Annotated in this window: 14 protein-coding genes; 7 read left to right on the forward strand and 7 right to left on the reverse strand. The window is 64.7% G+C overall.

Annotated elements, in window-relative coordinates:
• Positions 1 to 15: 15 nt before the first annotated feature.
• Positions 16 to 432 (reverse strand): YidB family protein, encoded by a 417-nt coding sequence (locus AC07S4_RS14495; RefSeq protein WP_494987321.1) that lies wholly within the window; start codon positions 430 to 432, stop codon positions 16 to 18.
• Between the two features lie 152 nt (positions 433 to 584).
• Between AC07S4_RS14495 and AC07S4_RS14500 the strand changes: the two genes are divergently transcribed.
• From AC07S4_RS14500 to AC07S4_RS14510, 3 genes are all read left to right on the forward strand, one after another.
• The gene (locus AC07S4_RS14500; RefSeq protein WP_494987322.1) at positions 585 to 1,340 is read left to right on the forward strand and encodes an SIMPL domain-containing protein; all 756 of its coding nucleotides are present in this window, start codon (positions 585 to 587) and stop codon (positions 1,338 to 1,340) included.
• A gap of 127 nt (positions 1,341 to 1,467) precedes the next feature.
• A complete protein-coding gene (gene pssA / locus AC07S4_RS14505; RefSeq protein WP_161071972.1) occupies positions 1,468 to 2,346 on the forward strand; it encodes a CDP-diacylglycerol--serine O-phosphatidyltransferase in 879 nt (292 codons plus the stop codon).
• Between the two features lie 43 nt (positions 2,347 to 2,389).
• Complete coding sequence (locus AC07S4_RS14510) at positions 2,390 to 3,937, forward strand: 2-isopropylmalate synthase (RefSeq protein WP_494987323.1); 1,548 nt, start codon at positions 2,390 to 2,392, stop codon at positions 3,935 to 3,937.
• Between the two features lie 93 nt (positions 3,938 to 4,030).
• Here AC07S4_RS14510 and bamE read toward each other — a convergent pair whose 3' ends face one another.
• On the reverse strand, positions 4,031 to 4,525 hold the full coding sequence (gene bamE / locus AC07S4_RS14515; RefSeq protein WP_494987324.1) for an outer membrane protein assembly factor BamE domain-containing protein: 495 nt from the start codon (positions 4,523 to 4,525) through the stop codon (positions 4,031 to 4,033).
• Positions 4,526 to 4,682: 157 nt separating this feature from the next.
• Between bamE and rpsO the strand changes: the two genes are divergently transcribed.
• The 3 genes from rpsO (at position 4,683) to AC07S4_RS14530 (ending at position 7,815) form a co-directional block, all read left to right on the forward strand.
• Positions 4,683 to 4,952 carry a 30S ribosomal protein S15 gene (gene rpsO, locus AC07S4_RS14520; protein ID WP_056405183.1) on the forward strand — a complete coding sequence of 90 codons (270 nt, stop codon included), beginning with the start codon at positions 4,683 to 4,685 and terminating at the stop codon, positions 4,950 to 4,952.
• Between the two features lie 198 nt (positions 4,953 to 5,150).
• The gene (pnp, locus tag AC07S4_RS14525) at positions 5,151 to 7,277 is read left to right on the forward strand and encodes a polyribonucleotide nucleotidyltransferase (RefSeq protein ID WP_494987325.1); all 2,127 of its coding nucleotides are present in this window, start codon (positions 5,151 to 5,153) and stop codon (positions 7,275 to 7,277) included.
• Positions 7,278 to 7,380: 103 nt separating this feature from the next.
• Entirely contained in the window at positions 7,381 to 7,815 is a 435-nt protein-coding gene (locus AC07S4_RS14530) for a DUF29 domain-containing protein (RefSeq protein ID WP_494987326.1), read from the forward strand.
• A gap of 25 nt (positions 7,816 to 7,840) precedes the next feature.
• Here the strand turns inward: AC07S4_RS14530 and AC07S4_RS14535 are convergent, their stop codons facing one another.
• From AC07S4_RS14535 to AC07S4_RS14550, 4 genes are read right to left on the reverse strand one after another with little or no spacing between them, the layout of a single operon-like run.
• A complete protein-coding gene (locus AC07S4_RS14535) occupies positions 7,841 to 9,175 on the reverse strand; it encodes a sigma-54-dependent transcriptional regulator (protein WP_494987327.1) in 1,335 nt (444 codons plus the stop codon).
• The gene (locus tag AC07S4_RS14540; protein ID WP_494987328.1) at positions 9,175 to 11,046 is read right to left on the reverse strand and encodes a sensor histidine kinase; all 1,872 of its coding nucleotides are present in this window, start codon (positions 11,044 to 11,046) and stop codon (positions 9,175 to 9,177) included. Before AC07S4_RS14540 ends, AC07S4_RS14535 begins: the two co-directional genes overlap by 1 nt.
• 35 nt (positions 11,047 to 11,081) lie before the next feature.
• Positions 11,082 to 12,179 carry a porin gene (locus tag AC07S4_RS14545; protein WP_494987329.1) on the reverse strand — a complete coding sequence of 366 codons (1,098 nt, stop codon included), beginning with the start codon at positions 12,177 to 12,179 and terminating at the stop codon, positions 11,082 to 11,084.
• A gap of 22 nt (positions 12,180 to 12,201) precedes the next feature.
• Complete coding sequence (locus AC07S4_RS14550; RefSeq protein WP_494987330.1) at positions 12,202 to 13,476, reverse strand: dicarboxylate/amino acid:cation symporter; 1,275 nt, start codon at positions 13,474 to 13,476, stop codon at positions 12,202 to 12,204.
• Between the two features lie 269 nt (positions 13,477 to 13,745).
• Between AC07S4_RS14550 and AC07S4_RS14555 the strand changes: the two genes are divergently transcribed.
• Positions 13,746 to 14,081, forward strand: a complete 336-nt coding sequence (locus AC07S4_RS14555; protein ID WP_494987744.1) for a c-type cytochrome — start codon at positions 13,746 to 13,748, stop codon at positions 14,079 to 14,081.
• Here the strand turns inward: AC07S4_RS14555 and AC07S4_RS14560 are convergent, their stop codons facing one another.
• A complete protein-coding gene (locus AC07S4_RS14560) occupies positions 14,082 to 15,530 on the reverse strand; it encodes a c-type cytochrome (protein ID WP_494987331.1) in 1,449 nt (482 codons plus the stop codon). It lies immediately after the preceding gene.
• Between the last annotated feature and the right edge of the window lie 102 nt (positions 15,531 to 15,632).

The raw sequence follows: 15,632 nt of genomic DNA on the forward strand, positions 1-15,632 counted from the left end.
GCCGTTCGGCAGGGTTTAGCCGAACAGCTTGCCCTTGAGCAGGCTGAGGCCCTGGGCCACCATATCGTCCTGCGGCACGGCGCCGTGCGGCGTGAGCTGGTCGATAATTTGCGGCAGCAGCTGGGCCAGGCCGGTGCTGGCGTGCTCCGGTTCCAGGCCGGCTTGCTGCGCGATTTGCGCCAGCTGGTCGCTGCCCAGCGCATCCGCGATCTGGTTGCCGGACACGGCCTGGTTCTCGCCCGTGCCTACCCAGGACGCGACCTGGTCGCCCAGGCCGCTGGCCTGCAGTTTCTGCAGCAGCCCCTGCAGTCCGCCAGCCTGCTGCACCAGGCCGATCACGGTGTTGACCAGGTCGCCTTGCGGCACCGGGTCCTGTTTCTGCGAGCCCAGTGAGCCGAGCACTTGTCCTGCGAGTTGATCGAGCAATCCCATGACATACTCCTAGTGGTGGTGATGGTGGTGGTCTTGTCGATACTATCACGCCGCGCATGCTTCCCCCCTGTTACAAACGCTCACTTAGTTGTGCCTGTGGCATCGTGAAATTCGGTTAAAGTTGCTTCACGATTTAACCAAGGAGCAACAGAATGACCAACAAGAAATCCCTCATTGCCGCCGCCATGCTGATCCTGGGCGCGCACGCCCACGCCCAGCAAACCCCGACCAGCGGCACCCTGGTCATCGTGCCGGCCCAGGGCGAGGTGCGCGCCAATAACGACCAGGCCGTGGCCACGCTGGCCATCGAGGAGCAGGACAAGGACAAGGCCGCCGCTGCCTCGCGCGTGAACCAGAAGATGAAGCAGGGCCTGGATATCGTGAAGAAGGAGGACCCGCAAGCCAGCCTGAAGACCCAGGGCTATTACACCTACCCGGTGTACCCGGACGAGCGTCCACTGCCGGCCGGCGCCGCGCCCAAGCCGCGCGTGCCGGCCGCCTGGCGCGTGGGCCAGTACCTGCAAGTGACCACCACCAGCCTGGACAAGCTGCCGAAAACCGTGGCCGCCGCGCAGAAAGTGCTGACGCTGAACAACCTGAGCTTTGGCCTGTCGCCGGCCGCCACCAGGAAGCTGGACGAGCAGCGCATCGCCGCCACCTACCAGAACCTCAACGAGCGCATCGCCTCCATCGCCGCCGCCATGGGCCGCAAGGTCAGCGACGCCACGCTGGACACGGTGGACTTCGAAGGCTCCGGCGCCTACGCCCGCGAAGCCATGGCCGCGCCCGCGCCCATGATGATGATGCGCGGCAAAGCCATGGACAGCGCCGAAGTGTCCGAACCGAGCTTCGAGCCCGGCGAGACCACGCTGGAAATGCGCGTAGTGGGCAAAGTGAAGTTCAAATAAGCGTTCAAATAAGCCAAACTTTCTCTTTGCTGTGTGCTCCCTTGCGTCGCCCTTATATAATAGGCGGGAGATTCCGGCCGCCCGGCCGGCCGGAAAAGCAAACACGCAGCACTAGAAATGGAACCCAATGGCAAATTTCCCCCGTCGCAGACCTAAAAATGGCGTAACCCTGGCCAAGCCCAAGAACTCGCGTTTCGCCCGGTTCGCGCGCAAGGCCCGTGGCGAGAACGAGAGCGGCGTGGCCGGCCCGCGTTCGCGCGGCATCTATTTGCTGCCCAACGCCTTCACGACGGGCGCGCTGTTTTGCGGCTTCTACGCCATCGTCATGGCCATGAACCAGCGTTTCGAACACGCGGCCTGGGCCATTTTCATCGCCATGGTGCTCGACGGCCTGGACGGCCGCATCGCCCGCCTGACCAATACCCAAAGCGAATTCGGCGCCCAGTACGACTCCCTGTCGGACATGGTCTCCTTCGGCGCCGCCCCGGCGCTGGTGATCTATGAATGGTCGCTGCGCGGCATGGGCAAGCTGGGCTGGATCGCCGCCTTCGTCTACTGCGCAGGCGCCGCGCTGCGCCTGGCGCGCTTCAACACCAATATCGAAGTGGTCGACAAGCGCTTCTTCCAGGGCCTGCCCAGCCCGGCCGCGGCGGCCATCGTGGGCGGCTTCGTGCTGCTGATGGTGGACATGGAAGTGCCCGGCCTGCAGCTGTCGTGGACCTCGTTCGCCATTGCCCTGTTCGCCGGGCTCACCATGGTCACCAACGTGCCGTTCTACAGCTTCAAGGAGCTGAATTTCCGCAAGTCCGTGCCCTTTATCGCCGTGTTCCTGATTGCACTGTTCTTCGCGCTGGTGTCGATCGATCCGCCCAAAGTGCTGTTCCCGCTGTTCATCGTGTACGGCCTGTCCGGCTACGCGGTGTTCTTCTGGCGCATGGCCAAAGGCAAGCCGGTCAGCATCGTGCAGACCGGCCACGAACCGGTGGACGAGAGCGAACGCCGCTAGCAAGTACGGGGCGGTTCAACCCTAGCCATAAGGAGACATCGTTATGAGCCTCAGCAACCGCCTCATTATTTTCGACACCACCCTGCGCGACGGCGAGCAATCGCCGGGCGCCTCCATGACGCGCGAAGAGAAACTGCGCATCGCCAAGCAGCTGGAACGGCTGAAGGTGGACGTCATCGAAGCCGGCTTCGCCGCCGCATCGCAGGGCGACTTCGAATCCATCAAGGCCATCGCCGCGCATGTGCGCGAGTCCACCATCTGCTCCCTATCGCGCGCCAACGACCGCGACATCGCCCGCGCCGCCGAAGCGCTGGCGCCGGCCGAGCGCAAACGCATCCACACCTTCATCGCCACCTCGCCGCTGCACATGCAGATGAAGCTGCGCATGGAGCCGGCGCAAGTGCTGGAGCAGGCCAAACTGGCCGTGCGCTTCGCCCGCCAGCACACCGACGACATTGAATTCAGCCCGGAAGACGGCAGCCGCTCGGAAGAGGACTTCCTGTGCCGCGTGCTGGAGGGCGTGATCGCCGAAGGCGCCACCACCATCAACTTCCCGGACACGGTGGGCTACGCGGTGCCGGAAATGTTCGGCGCCACCATCAAGCGCCTGCGCGAGCGCATCCCCAATTCGGACAAGGCCGTGTGGTCGGTGCACTGCCACAACGACCTTGGGCTGGCGGTGGCCAACTCGCTGGCCGGCGTGATGATAGGCGGCGCGCGCCAGATCGAATGCACCATCAACGGCCTGGGCGAGCGTGCCGGCAACACCGCGCTGGAGGAGGTGGTGATGGCGCTGCGCACGCGGCAAGCCTATTACAACCTGACCGTGGGCATAGACACCACGCAGATCGTAGCCGCGTCCAAGATGGTGTCGCAGATCACCGGCTTCGCGGTGCAGCCCAACAAGGCCGTGGTGGGCGCCAACGCCTTCGCGCACGCGTCCGGCATCCACCAGGACGGCATATTGAAAGCGCGCGAAACCTACGAGATCATGCGCGCCGAGGACGTGGGCTGGACCGCCAACAAGATCGTGCTCGGCAAGCTGTCCGGCCGCAACGCCTTCAAGCAGCGCCTGCAGGAGCTGGGCATAGAAATGGACTCGGAAGCGGAGGTGAACGCCGCCTTCGGCCGCTTCAAGGAGCTGGCCGACCGCAAGGCCGAAATCTTCGACGAAGACATCATGGCCCTGGTGTCGGACGAGGAGACGGCGCAGGAGAACGAGTACTACCGTTTCGTGTCGCTGGCGCAGCGCTCCGAAACGGGCGAAACGCCCACCGCCAGGATCGTGTTCTCCATGGACGGCAAGGAGTACAGCTGCGACGGGCAGGGCGACGGGCCGGTGGACGCCATGGTCAACGCCATCGAATGCCAGGCCAGGTCGGGAGCCGAGCTGGTGCTGTTCTCGATCAACGCCATCAGCACCGGCACCCAGTCGCAGGGCGAGGTGACGATGCGGCTATCGAACGCCGGGCGCATCGTCAACGGCGTCGGCTCCGACCCCGACATCGTGGTCGCCTCGGCCAAGGCCTACCTGTCCGGCCTGAACAAGCTGCACTCCAAGATCGAGCGCGTCAATCCGCAAACCGAATAATATTGGGGTCAGTTCTGTCATCGCGTCACGAGCTCAAGCGTTGAACGGATGAGCTTGTGACGCGATGACAGAACTGACCCCGCCGTGGGGGGGCTAGCGGAAGAAGCGCGGCTTGTCCTCGTAGGCCGGGTCCGGCCCGGCCATCATTTCGCGCACGATGCCGGCCTGGTCGAAATGCACGTGCATCATCGAGTTCCACACGCCGGACTGCTTGTAGCGGTAGGACCAGACCGTGAGATCGCGCAGCGCCAGGTAGCTGGTCTCGGCCGGATGTCCTATGGTGCGCAGCACGTCGTCGCGGGTGGCGATGCCCACTTTCAGGGTGGCGAATTTTTCGTCCGTCAGCACCTGCTCGTAGGATTTCAGCGCGCCGTCCGGCCCGAAGCGGGCCATGTAGGCGTATTGGCCGAAGGGCTGGGTGCTGTATTCGAGCAAGGTGTCGCCGCCCGCCTGGTAGCTGGCGCCGGGCTGGCCCAGCCTGGCTTTGACGGCGTCCATGCGCTCGCCTATGGCCGGCGGCGTGCCGCCCGGGCCGGCGCAGGCCGCCAGCAGCAGCGGCAATATTGCGATTGTGATCAGTTTTTTCATGGTTGCAAGCCTCGCACTCTCCGTCTACGGGTAATTCTAGCCATCCGTGATGTATTCCGTTATACTCGCGGGTCTGGTCTTTGGATCAGTATATTTTTAATCGATATCACGGTGCGCAGGGTTCAGACTCCGCATACCGCATGTGAAAGGTAATATCATGACCGTAGAAAACATCAACAAAGCCGCGATCATCGCGGACAACGCACGTGGCCAGAACGACACCGGCTCCCCAGAAGTTCAAGTTGCGCTGCTGACCGCACGCATCAACGAACTGAACGGTCACTTCAAAGCCCACAGCAAAGATCACCACAGCCGTCGTGGCCTGATCATGATGGTTAACCGTCGTAAATCGCTGCTGTCCTACCTGAAGAACAAAGATGCAACCCGTTACCGCGATCTGATCGCTAAACTGGGTCTGCGTAAGTAATCTTTGTACGTCCCGGCTTGAGCCGAAATGCCTGCGTCAGTTCTCTGCCGCGGGCATTTTGTCATTCTGAGGCGGGGAAATAGGGCAATCCGGCAATACCTGTAGCAAAAGTAGTAAAGGCGGCGGCCCCGGCCGTCGTCTGTGGTGAGGTGAACGACAGCTCCTGAAAATCTGTCGGCAAATAGAAAGGGATTACCCATGTTTAACAAAGTTACGAAAACCTTCCAGTACGGCCAACACACCGTGACCCTGGAAACCGGCGAGATCGCTCGCCAGGCATCCGGCGCGGTGCTGGTGTCGATTGAAGACACCGTTGTGCTGGCAACCGTCGTGGCGCGCAAAGAAGCCAAGCCTGGCCAGGACTTCTTCCCGCTGACCGTTGACTACCTCGAAAAGACCTACGCAGCCGGTAAAATCCCTGGCGGTTTCTTCAAGCGCGAAGGCCGTCCTTCCGAAAAAGAAACGCTGACGTCCCGCCTGATCGACCGTCCTATCCGCCCTCTGTTCCCAGAAGGCTACATGAACGAAGTGCAAGTGATCATTCACGTGCTGTCGGTCAACCCTGAAATCGATCCTGACATCGCCTCGATGATCGGCGCCTCGGCCGCCCTGTGCGTGGCCGGCCTGCCGTTCAACGGCCCGATCGGCGCCGCCCGCGTGGGTTACGCCAACGGCCAGTACATCCTGAACCCGACCACCACCCAGCTGAAAACCTCGCAGATGGACCTGGTTGTGGCCGGTACCGAAACCGCCGTGCTGATGGTGGAATCGGAAGCCAAGCAGCTGTCCGAAGAAATCATGCTGGGCGCGGTCGTCTTCGGCCACACCGAAATGAAAGCAGTTATCGACGCGATCCACGACCTGGTGCGCGACGGCGGCAAGCCTGAAGTGCAGTGGGCGCCGGCGCCGAAGAACGAAGCGCTGATCGCCAAAGTGGCGCAGTTCGCCGAAGCGAAAATCCGCGAAGCCTACCAGACCAAAGACAAGCAAGCCCGTACCGACAAGCTGCGCGCCATGTCCGCCGAAGTAGTGGCCGACCTGGCGGCCGACGCTGCCGCCAACGGCGCCGAAGCGCCAAACGGCGTGGACGTGGGCAACATCCTGTTCGACATGGAAGCCAAGGTCGTGCGTTCGCAGATCCTGGAAGGCGAGCCACGCATCGACGGCCGCGACACCCGCACCGTGCGTCCAATTTCGATCCGCACCTCGGTCCTGCCGCGCACCCACGGTTCGGCCCTGTTCACCCGCGGCGAAACCCAGGCACTGGTCGTAGCGACGCTGGGCACCGCCCGCGATTCGCAGAAGATCGACGCGCTGATGGGCGAGTACACCGACGACTTCATGCTGCACTACAACATGCCTCCGTTCGCCACCGGCGAAACCGGCCGCGTCGGTACGCCGAAGCGCCGCGAAGTGGGCCACGGCCGCCTGGCCAAGCGCGCGCTGATCGCCGCGCTGCCGGCAGCCGACGAGTTCAGCTACTCGGTGCGCCTGGTATCGGAAATCACCGAATCGAACGGTTCCTCGTCGATGGCTTCCGTCTGCGGCGGCTGCCTGGCACTGATGGACGCCGGCGTGCCGATGAAAGCGCACGTGGCCGGTATCGCCATGGGCCTGATCAAGGAAGGCGGCCGTTTCGCCGTGCTGTCCGACATCCTGGGCGACGAAGACCACCTGGGCGACATGGACTTCAAAGTAGCCGGTACCGCCAATGGCATTACCGCGCTGCAGATGGACATCAAGATCCAGGGCATCACCAAGGAAATCATGCAAGTGGCGCTGGCGCAAGCCAAAGAAGGCCGCGACCATATCCTGGGTGAAATGCAGAAAGCCATGCCGCACGTGAAAACGGAACTGTCCGATTTCGCACCGCGCCTGATCACCATCAAGATCAACCCTGAGAAGATCCGTGACGTGATCGGCAAGGGCGGCGCCGTGATCCGCGCGCTGACCGAAGAGACCGGCACCCAGATCGACATCAGCGACGAAGGCGTGGTCACCATCGCTTCCGTTGACGCTGCCGCCGGCCAGGAAGCCAAGCGCCGCATCGAAGAGCTGACCGCGTCGGTCGAAGTGGGCAAGACCTACGACGGCACCGTACTGAAGCTGCTGGACTTCGGCGCCATCGTCCAGGTTATGCCGGGCAAAGACGGCCTGCTGCACATCTCGCAGATCGCCAACGAGCGTGTGAACGCCGTGGCCGACTACCTGAAAGAAGGCCAGCAAGTGCGCGTCAAGGTTCTGGAAACCGACGACCGCGGCCGCCTGAAGCTGTCGATGAAAGCAGCCGCAGAAGAAGGCGCCGCGCCAGCCGCCGCGCAGTAATCTTCTCCGCTCAAGAAGCCGCCAGCGCGCAAGCCCTGGCGGCTTTTTTACGTCCGCGCGGAACCATTGCGGCGTTTGCTTGTCTCACCCACGGGAGGCAGGCATGGGAACGCTATATGACCAGGATATTGCCGCATGGGCGCAAGAACAGGCTGCACTGCTGCGAGACAGGCAATGGGACCAGCTCGACGTGGAGCACCTCGCTGATGAGGTTGCTGGGCTGGCTCTGCACGAACGCTATGAGCTGGCAGAGCGGCTTTCCCTTCTTCTGTATTACCTACTCAAATGGCATTGCTTCCCCGCGCGCCGAGGCCCAAGTTGGGCCAAAACGGTCTTGGATCAACGCAAGCACATTGTGCGCATGCTGGAGCGCGTCCCTAGCTTGGAGCAGGTGACAGGCGACGCCAAATGGCAGGACCAAGTATGGAATGACGTGCGCGACAAGGCCGTCCACGAAGCCGATCTGGATTATGAGACGCTGCCCTCAGCTTGGCCTTGGCCTTTTGAGCAAGTCTTGTCGCAAGATTTCTTCCCCTAGGACGGTGTAGCGGGGAGCTTGGCGGCTAGCGATAATCCTCGGCGGCGAGGCCGTATTTTTGCATCTTGTGGTACATGGTCTGCTTCGGCAAGCCCAGCGCGGTGCAGGCCTCGCCCACGTTGCCGCCGGCTGCGCGCAGGGCCTGCTCGATCAGCATGCGCTCAAAGGCGCCCACCTGATCCGCCAGCGGCAGGACAGGCGCGGCCGACTCGCCGGCTGGCAGGCCCAGCACAAAGCGGTCGGCCGCGTTGCGCAGCTCGCGCACATTACCGGGCCAGTCCTGCGCCATCAGCTGCTGCATCTGCGCCGCCGGGACCACGGGGCAAGGGCGCTTGTAGCGCGCCGCCGCGTCCAGCAGAAAGTGTTCGAACAGCAGCGGAATGTCTTCGCGCCGCTCGCGCAGCGGCGGAATCCGCAGTACGATCAGATTCAGCCGGTAATACAGGTCGCTGCGGAATTTCCCCTGGTCCGACCAGGCCTTCAAATCCTCTTTCGACGCGGCGATCACGCGCACGTCCAGCGGCACCGGCGTGTTCGAGCCCAGGCGCTGGATGCAGCGCTCCTGCAGCACGCGCAGCAGCTTGACCTGCATGGCCAGCGGCAGGCTCTCTATCTCGTCCAGGAACAGCGTGCCCTGCGACGCATGTTCGATCTTGCCGATCTGCCGCTTGGCCGCGCCGGTGAACGCGCCTTGCTCGTGGCCGAACAGCTCGCTCTCGAAGATGGTCTCCGGAATGGCGCCGCAATTGATGGGCACGTAATGGTGCCTGGCGCGCTCGCCGAACTGGTGCAGGCAGCGCGCCACCAGCTCCTTGCCGGTGCCGGTTTCGCCGTAGACCAGCACGTCCGCAGGCTGGCTGGCCACATCCAGTATCACTTGCCGCAGCGCTTGCATGGCCGGCGCGTTGCCCAGCAGGTAGGCGGCGATGCCCTCGCTGTGCGCCAGCCGCTGGCGCAGCGCGTGCACTTCGAGCTGCAGGCGGCGCTTGTCCGCCGCGCGCCGCACCACGTCGGCCAGCTGCTCGGACGAGTAGGGCTTTTCGATGAAATCGTAGGCGCCGTCGTGCATGGCCTGCACGGCCATGCTGATGTCGCCGTGGCCGGTCACCAGTATCACCGGCAGTTCCGGGGCGATGGCGCGCGCGGCGGCCAGCAGATCGAGGCCGCTCATGCCGGGCAGGCGCACGTCGCTCACCAGCACCGCCGCGCAGTGCGGCTTCAGCAGCCTGGCCACGGGCTCGGCGCTGTCGAAGCTGCGCACGGCAAAGCCGGCCAGGTCCAGCGCCTGGGCGCTGCCCGCGCGCACGGTGGGATCGTCCTCGACGAGGATGACCTCGATATCGTTGATTGCGTCGTCCATCACGTCTCCTGTGCCGCTTTGAGTTCGATCACGAAGCAGGCGCCGGCACCGGCCTGTTCCGCTTGCAGGCTGCCGCCGAAGTCGCGGATGATTTGTTCCGAAATGGCCAGCCCAAGGCCCAGTCCTTCGCCTTGCGGCTTGGAGGTGTAGAAGGGCTCGAACAAGCGCGTGCGCGCTTCGTCGCTCAGGCCGGGGCCGCTGTCGGCCACGCGGATGAACACGCGCTGCGGCGTGCTGTTGACGTCCACGCGCAGTTCACGCACCGCGCTGCCCGCCATGGAGTCGAGCGCGTTGGTCATCAGGTTCAGCAGCACCTGCTCGAGACGGTTGCTGTCGCACAGCGCGTAGATGTCGGCCTGGTCGATATGCAGCTGGAAGCTCACCTTGTCGAGCTGCAGGCGGCGCTCCACCAGCACCAGGGCGTTGGAAATCGAGGTGTGGATGGACACCGCCGCCAGTTCCGCATTGGACTTGCGGGCAAAGCTCTTCAGCTTGCCGGTGATGGTGCCCATGCGCGCCACCACCTGGGAGATGGTTTTCAGATTATTGCGCACGTCGTCCATGCGGCCGCGCTCGAACAGCAGCACGGCGTTGTCGGACATGGTGCGCAGCGCCGTCAGCGGCTGGTTCAGCTCGTGCGTGATGCTGGCCGACATCTGCCCCAGCACGGCCATCTTGCCGGCCTGGAACAGCTCGTTCTGCGTAATGTGCAACTGCTGTTCGGCCTGGCGCCGCACGTCCACTTCCTTGCTCAGGTCCTGCGCCATGCGCGCCAGGCTGGCGGTGCGCTCGTCCACCATGCGCTCCAGGCCGGCGTAGGCGTGCTGCAGGTCCTCCTTGGCGCGCAGGCGCTGGCGCCAGAACAGGAACAGCAGCACCAGGAAGCCGTAGGCCAGCAGCGCGAACAGGAAGGCCACGCGGGCGTTGGCGCGCGCCGCGTTCAAGTCGGACAGGTAGATGAAGGTCCAGTCGCGCGGCGCCAGCGAGCGGGTTTGCGCCAGCATGCGCGGCGGGGCCGGGGCCAGCCCGGCGTTGCCGTCGCGGATGGCGAGCAAGCGGGTGCCGTTGGCCAGCGCCTCGTCGTGTGCCAGCGTCAGCGGCGGCAGCGCCTGCGCGTGGTACTGGCGGGTCTGCTCGAGTTCGGCGCGCACGCTGGCCGCCAGCGGCTGCAGGGTCTTGAATTTCCACGCCGAGGCGGAGGTGAGGAAGACGACGCCGTTGCTGTCCACCAGCATCACCTTGTCCGCGCCTTGCGCCCAGCTCAGTTGCTGGCTTTCGATGCTGACCTTGATGGCCGCCACGCCCAGCATGCGGCCGTTCTTGTAGATGCCGTGCGCGTAGAAATAGCCCGGCTCCAGGCTGGTGGTGCCCACGCCGTAGAAGCCGCCCGGGCGCCCGCGCAGGGCGTTGCGGATATAGGGGCGGAAGTTGACGTCGTCGCCGACGAAGCTGTCCTTCTGGCGCCAGTTGCTGGCCGCCTGCGTGCGCCCCTGCAGGTTGACGATGTAGATATTGCTGGAGCCGGCTTTCTGGTTCAGGCCCTCCAGGTATTCGTTGACGCTGTTGCGCAAGTCCTCGTCGCCGGGTTTTTCCAGCAAGCCCAGCACGTCCTTGTCCAGCTCCAGCATGCGCGGCACCAGGTCGTACTTGTCGAGCAGGTTTTCCAGGCTGGTGGCGTACACCTCCAGCCGCTGCGCACCGGCTGCGCGCAGGCGCTCGGTGGTGACCAGATTCACCCACCAGTAGGCCAGATAGGGCAGGGCCAGCCCCGCCAGCAGCACCAGGCCCCAGACCGTGCGGACGTGCTGCGGCCGGCGCGGCTGCGCCTGGGGCGAGGCAATGGTGGTAGCGGAGGGCTGGGCTGGCATCATGGGCAACTATAGCAAACTGCGCGCGTGCAAGGCCGTTACAGCAGGTGGCGCAGGCCGAGATTGACGGCGCTGCGGCCTTTGCCGTCGTCGGTGGCGTTGCCTATGGTGAAGGTGGCGCCGTTGCTGTTGTTGACGCGGCCGTATGCGGCGTACAGGTCGGTGCGCTTGGACAGGCCGTACAGATAGCCCAGGCCGAACTGGCGCGCGTCCTTGTTGGCCGGGCTGCGGTCCATATGCTGCACCACCGACGCGGCGTAGCGGTGCGGGCCAAAGGTGGCGCACAGGCCCAGCACCATGTCGCGGCTGGCCGCGCCCGGCGCGCCCACGGGGCCGGCGGCGATACTGCCTCCGGCCGCAGCCAGCGTGCCGATGGCCGCGCCGGCGCCGCCCGCCGAGAAGGCCAGCGTGCCGCCGCCGCCCACGGTGCCCATGCCCCGGTTGACGGCGTAGGCGGCGTGCAGCTGGTAGGCGCCCAGCGTATAGCGCGCGGCCAGCAGGGTGTTGCGCGCGTGCAGGCTGGCGGCGGCGTCCTCGCGGCGGTAGTGCGACAGCGCCAGCGCCAGCGGCCCCGCCGCGAAATTGACGGCGCCGCTCAGCGCGCGCTTGCGGCTGCTGTCGCCCGCCACTTCGCCGGCGCTGTAGGCCAGGTCGGTGGACCAGCCCGCCAGCTTGGGCGAGGCGTAGACCACCGAGTTGTCCATGCGGCGGTTGGGCACCATCAGGTTGGCGGCCTGGCCGGCCAGGCCGTCGCCGAAGGGGTCGGCGATGTCGCGCAGGGCTTTGAAGTAGGGCGAGTACTGGCGGCCCGCGCTCAGCGTGCCGAGCGCGCCGCCCAGCGACACGAAGGACTGGCGGCCGAAGGTCAGCCCGCCCTGGCCGGAGGCGCCGCTGTCGATGCTGATGCCGCTCTCGAGCACGAAGCCGGCCGACATGCCGCCGCCCAGGTCTTCCGTGCCCTTGAAGCCGAGGCGCGAGCCTGAGGCCACGCCGCTGCTGACATAGCTGGTGCCGCCGGCGGGGCCGCCGCGCTCGAACACCAGGCCGGCGTCGGCCACGCCGTAGATTTTCACGGCGGACTGCGCTTGCGCGGCGCAGCAGGCCAGCGCCAGCAAAGGGGTAATTGCGTATTTCATCAGGTCTCCTTGTGTTGTGTTTTTATGCGGCGCGGGCGTAGGCCGGTTCACCGTTTTGTTGTTCTTCCTCGCCCAGCGCGCCTTCCCACTTGGCGACCACGGCGGTGGCGATGGCGTTGCCCACCGCGTTAGTGGCCGAGCGGCCCATGTCGAGGAACTGGTCCACGCCCATCAGCAGCAGCAAGCCGGCTTCGGGGATGTGGAACTGGGTCAGCGTGGCGGCGATCACCACCAGCGAAGCGCGCGGCACGCCGGCCATGCCTTTCGAGGTCAGCATCAACAGCAGCAGCATGGTGATCTGGGTGCCCAGCGACAGGTCGATGCCGTAGGCCTGGGCGATGAACAGCACGGCGAAGGTGCAGTACATCATCGAGCCGTCCAGGTTGAAGGAATAGCCCATCGGCAGCACGAAGCTGGAGATGCGGCGCTGCACGCCGAATTTGTCCAGCGCCACCAGCAGTTTCGGGTAGGCCGCCTCGGAGCTGGCGGTGGAGAAGGCCAGCAGGAAGGGCTCTCGGATCAGGCCGACAAGGCGCAGCACGCGCGGACCCAGCACTGCGAAGCCGGCTGCGATCAGCAAGGTCCACAGGCAGAACAGGCCGAGGTAGAAGCCGCCCATGAACTTGGCGAAGGTGGCGAGGATGCCGAGGCCGTTGGTGGTGACCACCGAGGCCATGGCGGCGAACACGGCCAGCGGCGCCATATTCATGATGGCGCCGGTAATGCGCAGCATCACCTGGGCCAGCTCATCGACCACGGCCAGCAGGCGCTTGCCGGACTCGCCCAGCGCGCCCAGCGCGGAACCGAAGAAGATGGAGAACACCAGCACCTGCAGGATCTCGTTGTTGGCCATCGCTTCGATGGGGGACTTGGGCACCACGTGGCTGATGAAGTCCTTCAAGGTGAAGGCCGAGGTTTTCAGGCCGGTGCTGGCGTCGATGGCTGGCAGCGGCAGGCCCAGGTTGGTGCCCAGCTGCATCAGGTTCGACAGCAGCATGCCCAGCGCCAGCGAGACCATGGAGGCGGCGATAAACCAGGCGAAGGCTTTGGCGCCGATGCGGCCGGCGGCCTTGCCGTCGCTCAGGTTGGCAATGCCCACGGTGAGGGTGGAAAACACCAGCAGCGCGATGATCATCTTGATCAGGCGTAGGAAGATGTCAGTCACCAGCGAGATGTGGGCGGAAATATCGGCGGTGAGTTTCTTGTCGGGGAACACCGTGTGGCAGGCGTAGCCGACGGCAATGCCGAGCAACATCGCGAACAGGATGTAGAGGGTGAGGGGGCGCTTCTTTTGCATACCGGTCTCCGTTGTAGTCAGATCCCCGCGCGGTAGGCGGGGTCCAGCCTCAATAGCAAGCCGTATGCCCGCCGTTTTTATGGAAGAAATTTCCGGTAAGTGTTTGATTTGTAAGGTGGCGGGCAACGCAATGATGTCGCTGAGCAAGCTTCTCGTCCCGATAATTGGACGGTTTTTGCTGCCTGCGTATGAGATTTGGGACGGAGTGCTAGACTGCTGAAACAGACAGGAGTGGACGATTGGTGATGCTGCGAGGATTGATATTGTTGATGCTGCCCGCGCTGGCGATGGGGGCGGAAGGGGATGCGGCGGCGGGCAAGCGGGCGTTTATGCGCTGCGCGTCCTGCCACCAGGTCGGGCCGTCGGCGCGCGGGGCGTTTGGGCCGCAGCTGAACGGCATCGTGGGCCGCAAGGCCGGATCAACGGCGGATTTCAGCTATTCGCCGGCCATGAAGCAGTCCGGCATTGTGTGGACCGAGCAGAAGCTGGCGGCCTTCCTGAAGTCGCCCAAGCAGGTGGTCCCCGATAACCAGATGCGCTTCTGGGGTATCGGGGACGAGCAGCAGATCGCCAACCTGCTGGCCTATCTGCGCACGGTGCGGTGATTACTTCCCGGCGTAGGTGACGCGGTAGACGCGGCCGCCGTGGTCGTCGGACACCAGCATGGAGCCGTCCGTCAGCACGGCGATGTCGACCGGGCGGCCCACCACTTCGTCGCCATCGCGCAGGAAGCCGTCGATGAAAGTGGTGGTGCTCACCACTTTGCTGTTGTACAGCGTCACCAGGCTGACCTTGTAGCCGATCTTGTTCTCGCGGTTCCACGAGCCATGTTCGGCGATGAACAGGTTGTTGCGGTACTGCGCAGGGAACTGGGTGCCGGTGTAGAAGCCCAGGCCCAGCGGCGCCACGTGCGGACCCAGTTTCGCCACCGGCGCCACGAATTGCTCGCAGGCTTGCAGCTTGCCAAACTCGGGATCAGGCAGCACGCCGCCGTGGCAGTAGGGGAAGCCGAAGTGCAGGCCGGCCTTGGGCGCCACGTTCAGCTCGCACGACGGCGTGTTGTCGCCCATCATGTCCGGGCCGTTATCGGTGAACCACAGTTCCTTGGTGACCGGGTGCCAGGCGAAGCCCACCGTGTTGCGGATGCCGCGCGCGTATTCCTCGAAATTGCTGCCGTCGGCATTCATGCGCCAGAGCTTGGAGTAAGGCTGGTCTTCCTTGTTGCAGGTGTTGCAGGGCGCGCCTATCGGCACGTAGATCTTGCCGTCCGGGCCGGCCTTGATGAATTTCTCGCCGTGCCAGGTTTCCTTCGGCAAGTCGTCCTTCACCACTTTGTAGGCGGGCTTGGCGGCGTAGGTGGCGTCGATATTGTCGAAGCGGATAATGCGCGAAATTTCCGCCACGTACAGCGCGCCGTTGAGCAGCGTTACGCCGATCGGGTTTTGCAGGCCTTCGGCGATGGTGACCACTTTTTCGGCCACGCCGTCCTTGTCCGCGTCCACCAGCGCGTACACCTTGCCCGCCTTGCGCGAGCCCACGTAGACCACGCCGCTGTCGGACACGGCCATCGAACGCGCGGTTTCCACCTTGTCGGCGTAGACGGCGATGCGGAAGCCTTTCGGCAGCTTCAGCCCGCTCAGGATGGCGGCGGTTTTGTCGGACGCGGCAGCGGCGACGGCCTTGGCTGCCGGCGCAGCGGCGGCAGGAGCGGCCGCAGCGCCCATTTTGTCGCCAGCGCGCGCGGACTGCGCCACGTAGTCCGCCAGTTGCGCGATCTGCGCAGCGTTCAGCGTGGGCGACCAGGGCGGCATGCCCTTGTCGGCCACACCCTTGCTGATGACGGTGATGAGGTTGGCCTTGGTCGGCGCACCGTGCAGCCAGACCTGGTCGATCAGGCTGGGGCCGGTGGCGCCTTCCAGCTTCACGCCGTGGCAGGCGGCGCAATGCGCCTGGTACAGCTTTTCGCCGGCGCTGATGGCGGCATGGGCGGCGAGCGGCGCCAGTGCGGACAGGCACAACAGCGCGGCAAGGCGTACTCGTAGGGACTTGTTCATGGCAAGTGGAATGTTGTTGTTGGGATGCGCGCATCTTACCGCCATCCGGCCGCCGCCGCAGGGAACTTTTTCGCTGCCCGCCTGTCCCACCAATACGGGAGG

The sequence above is a fragment of the Pseudoduganella sp. GW821-FHT05F09 genome (assembly GCF_059419605.1).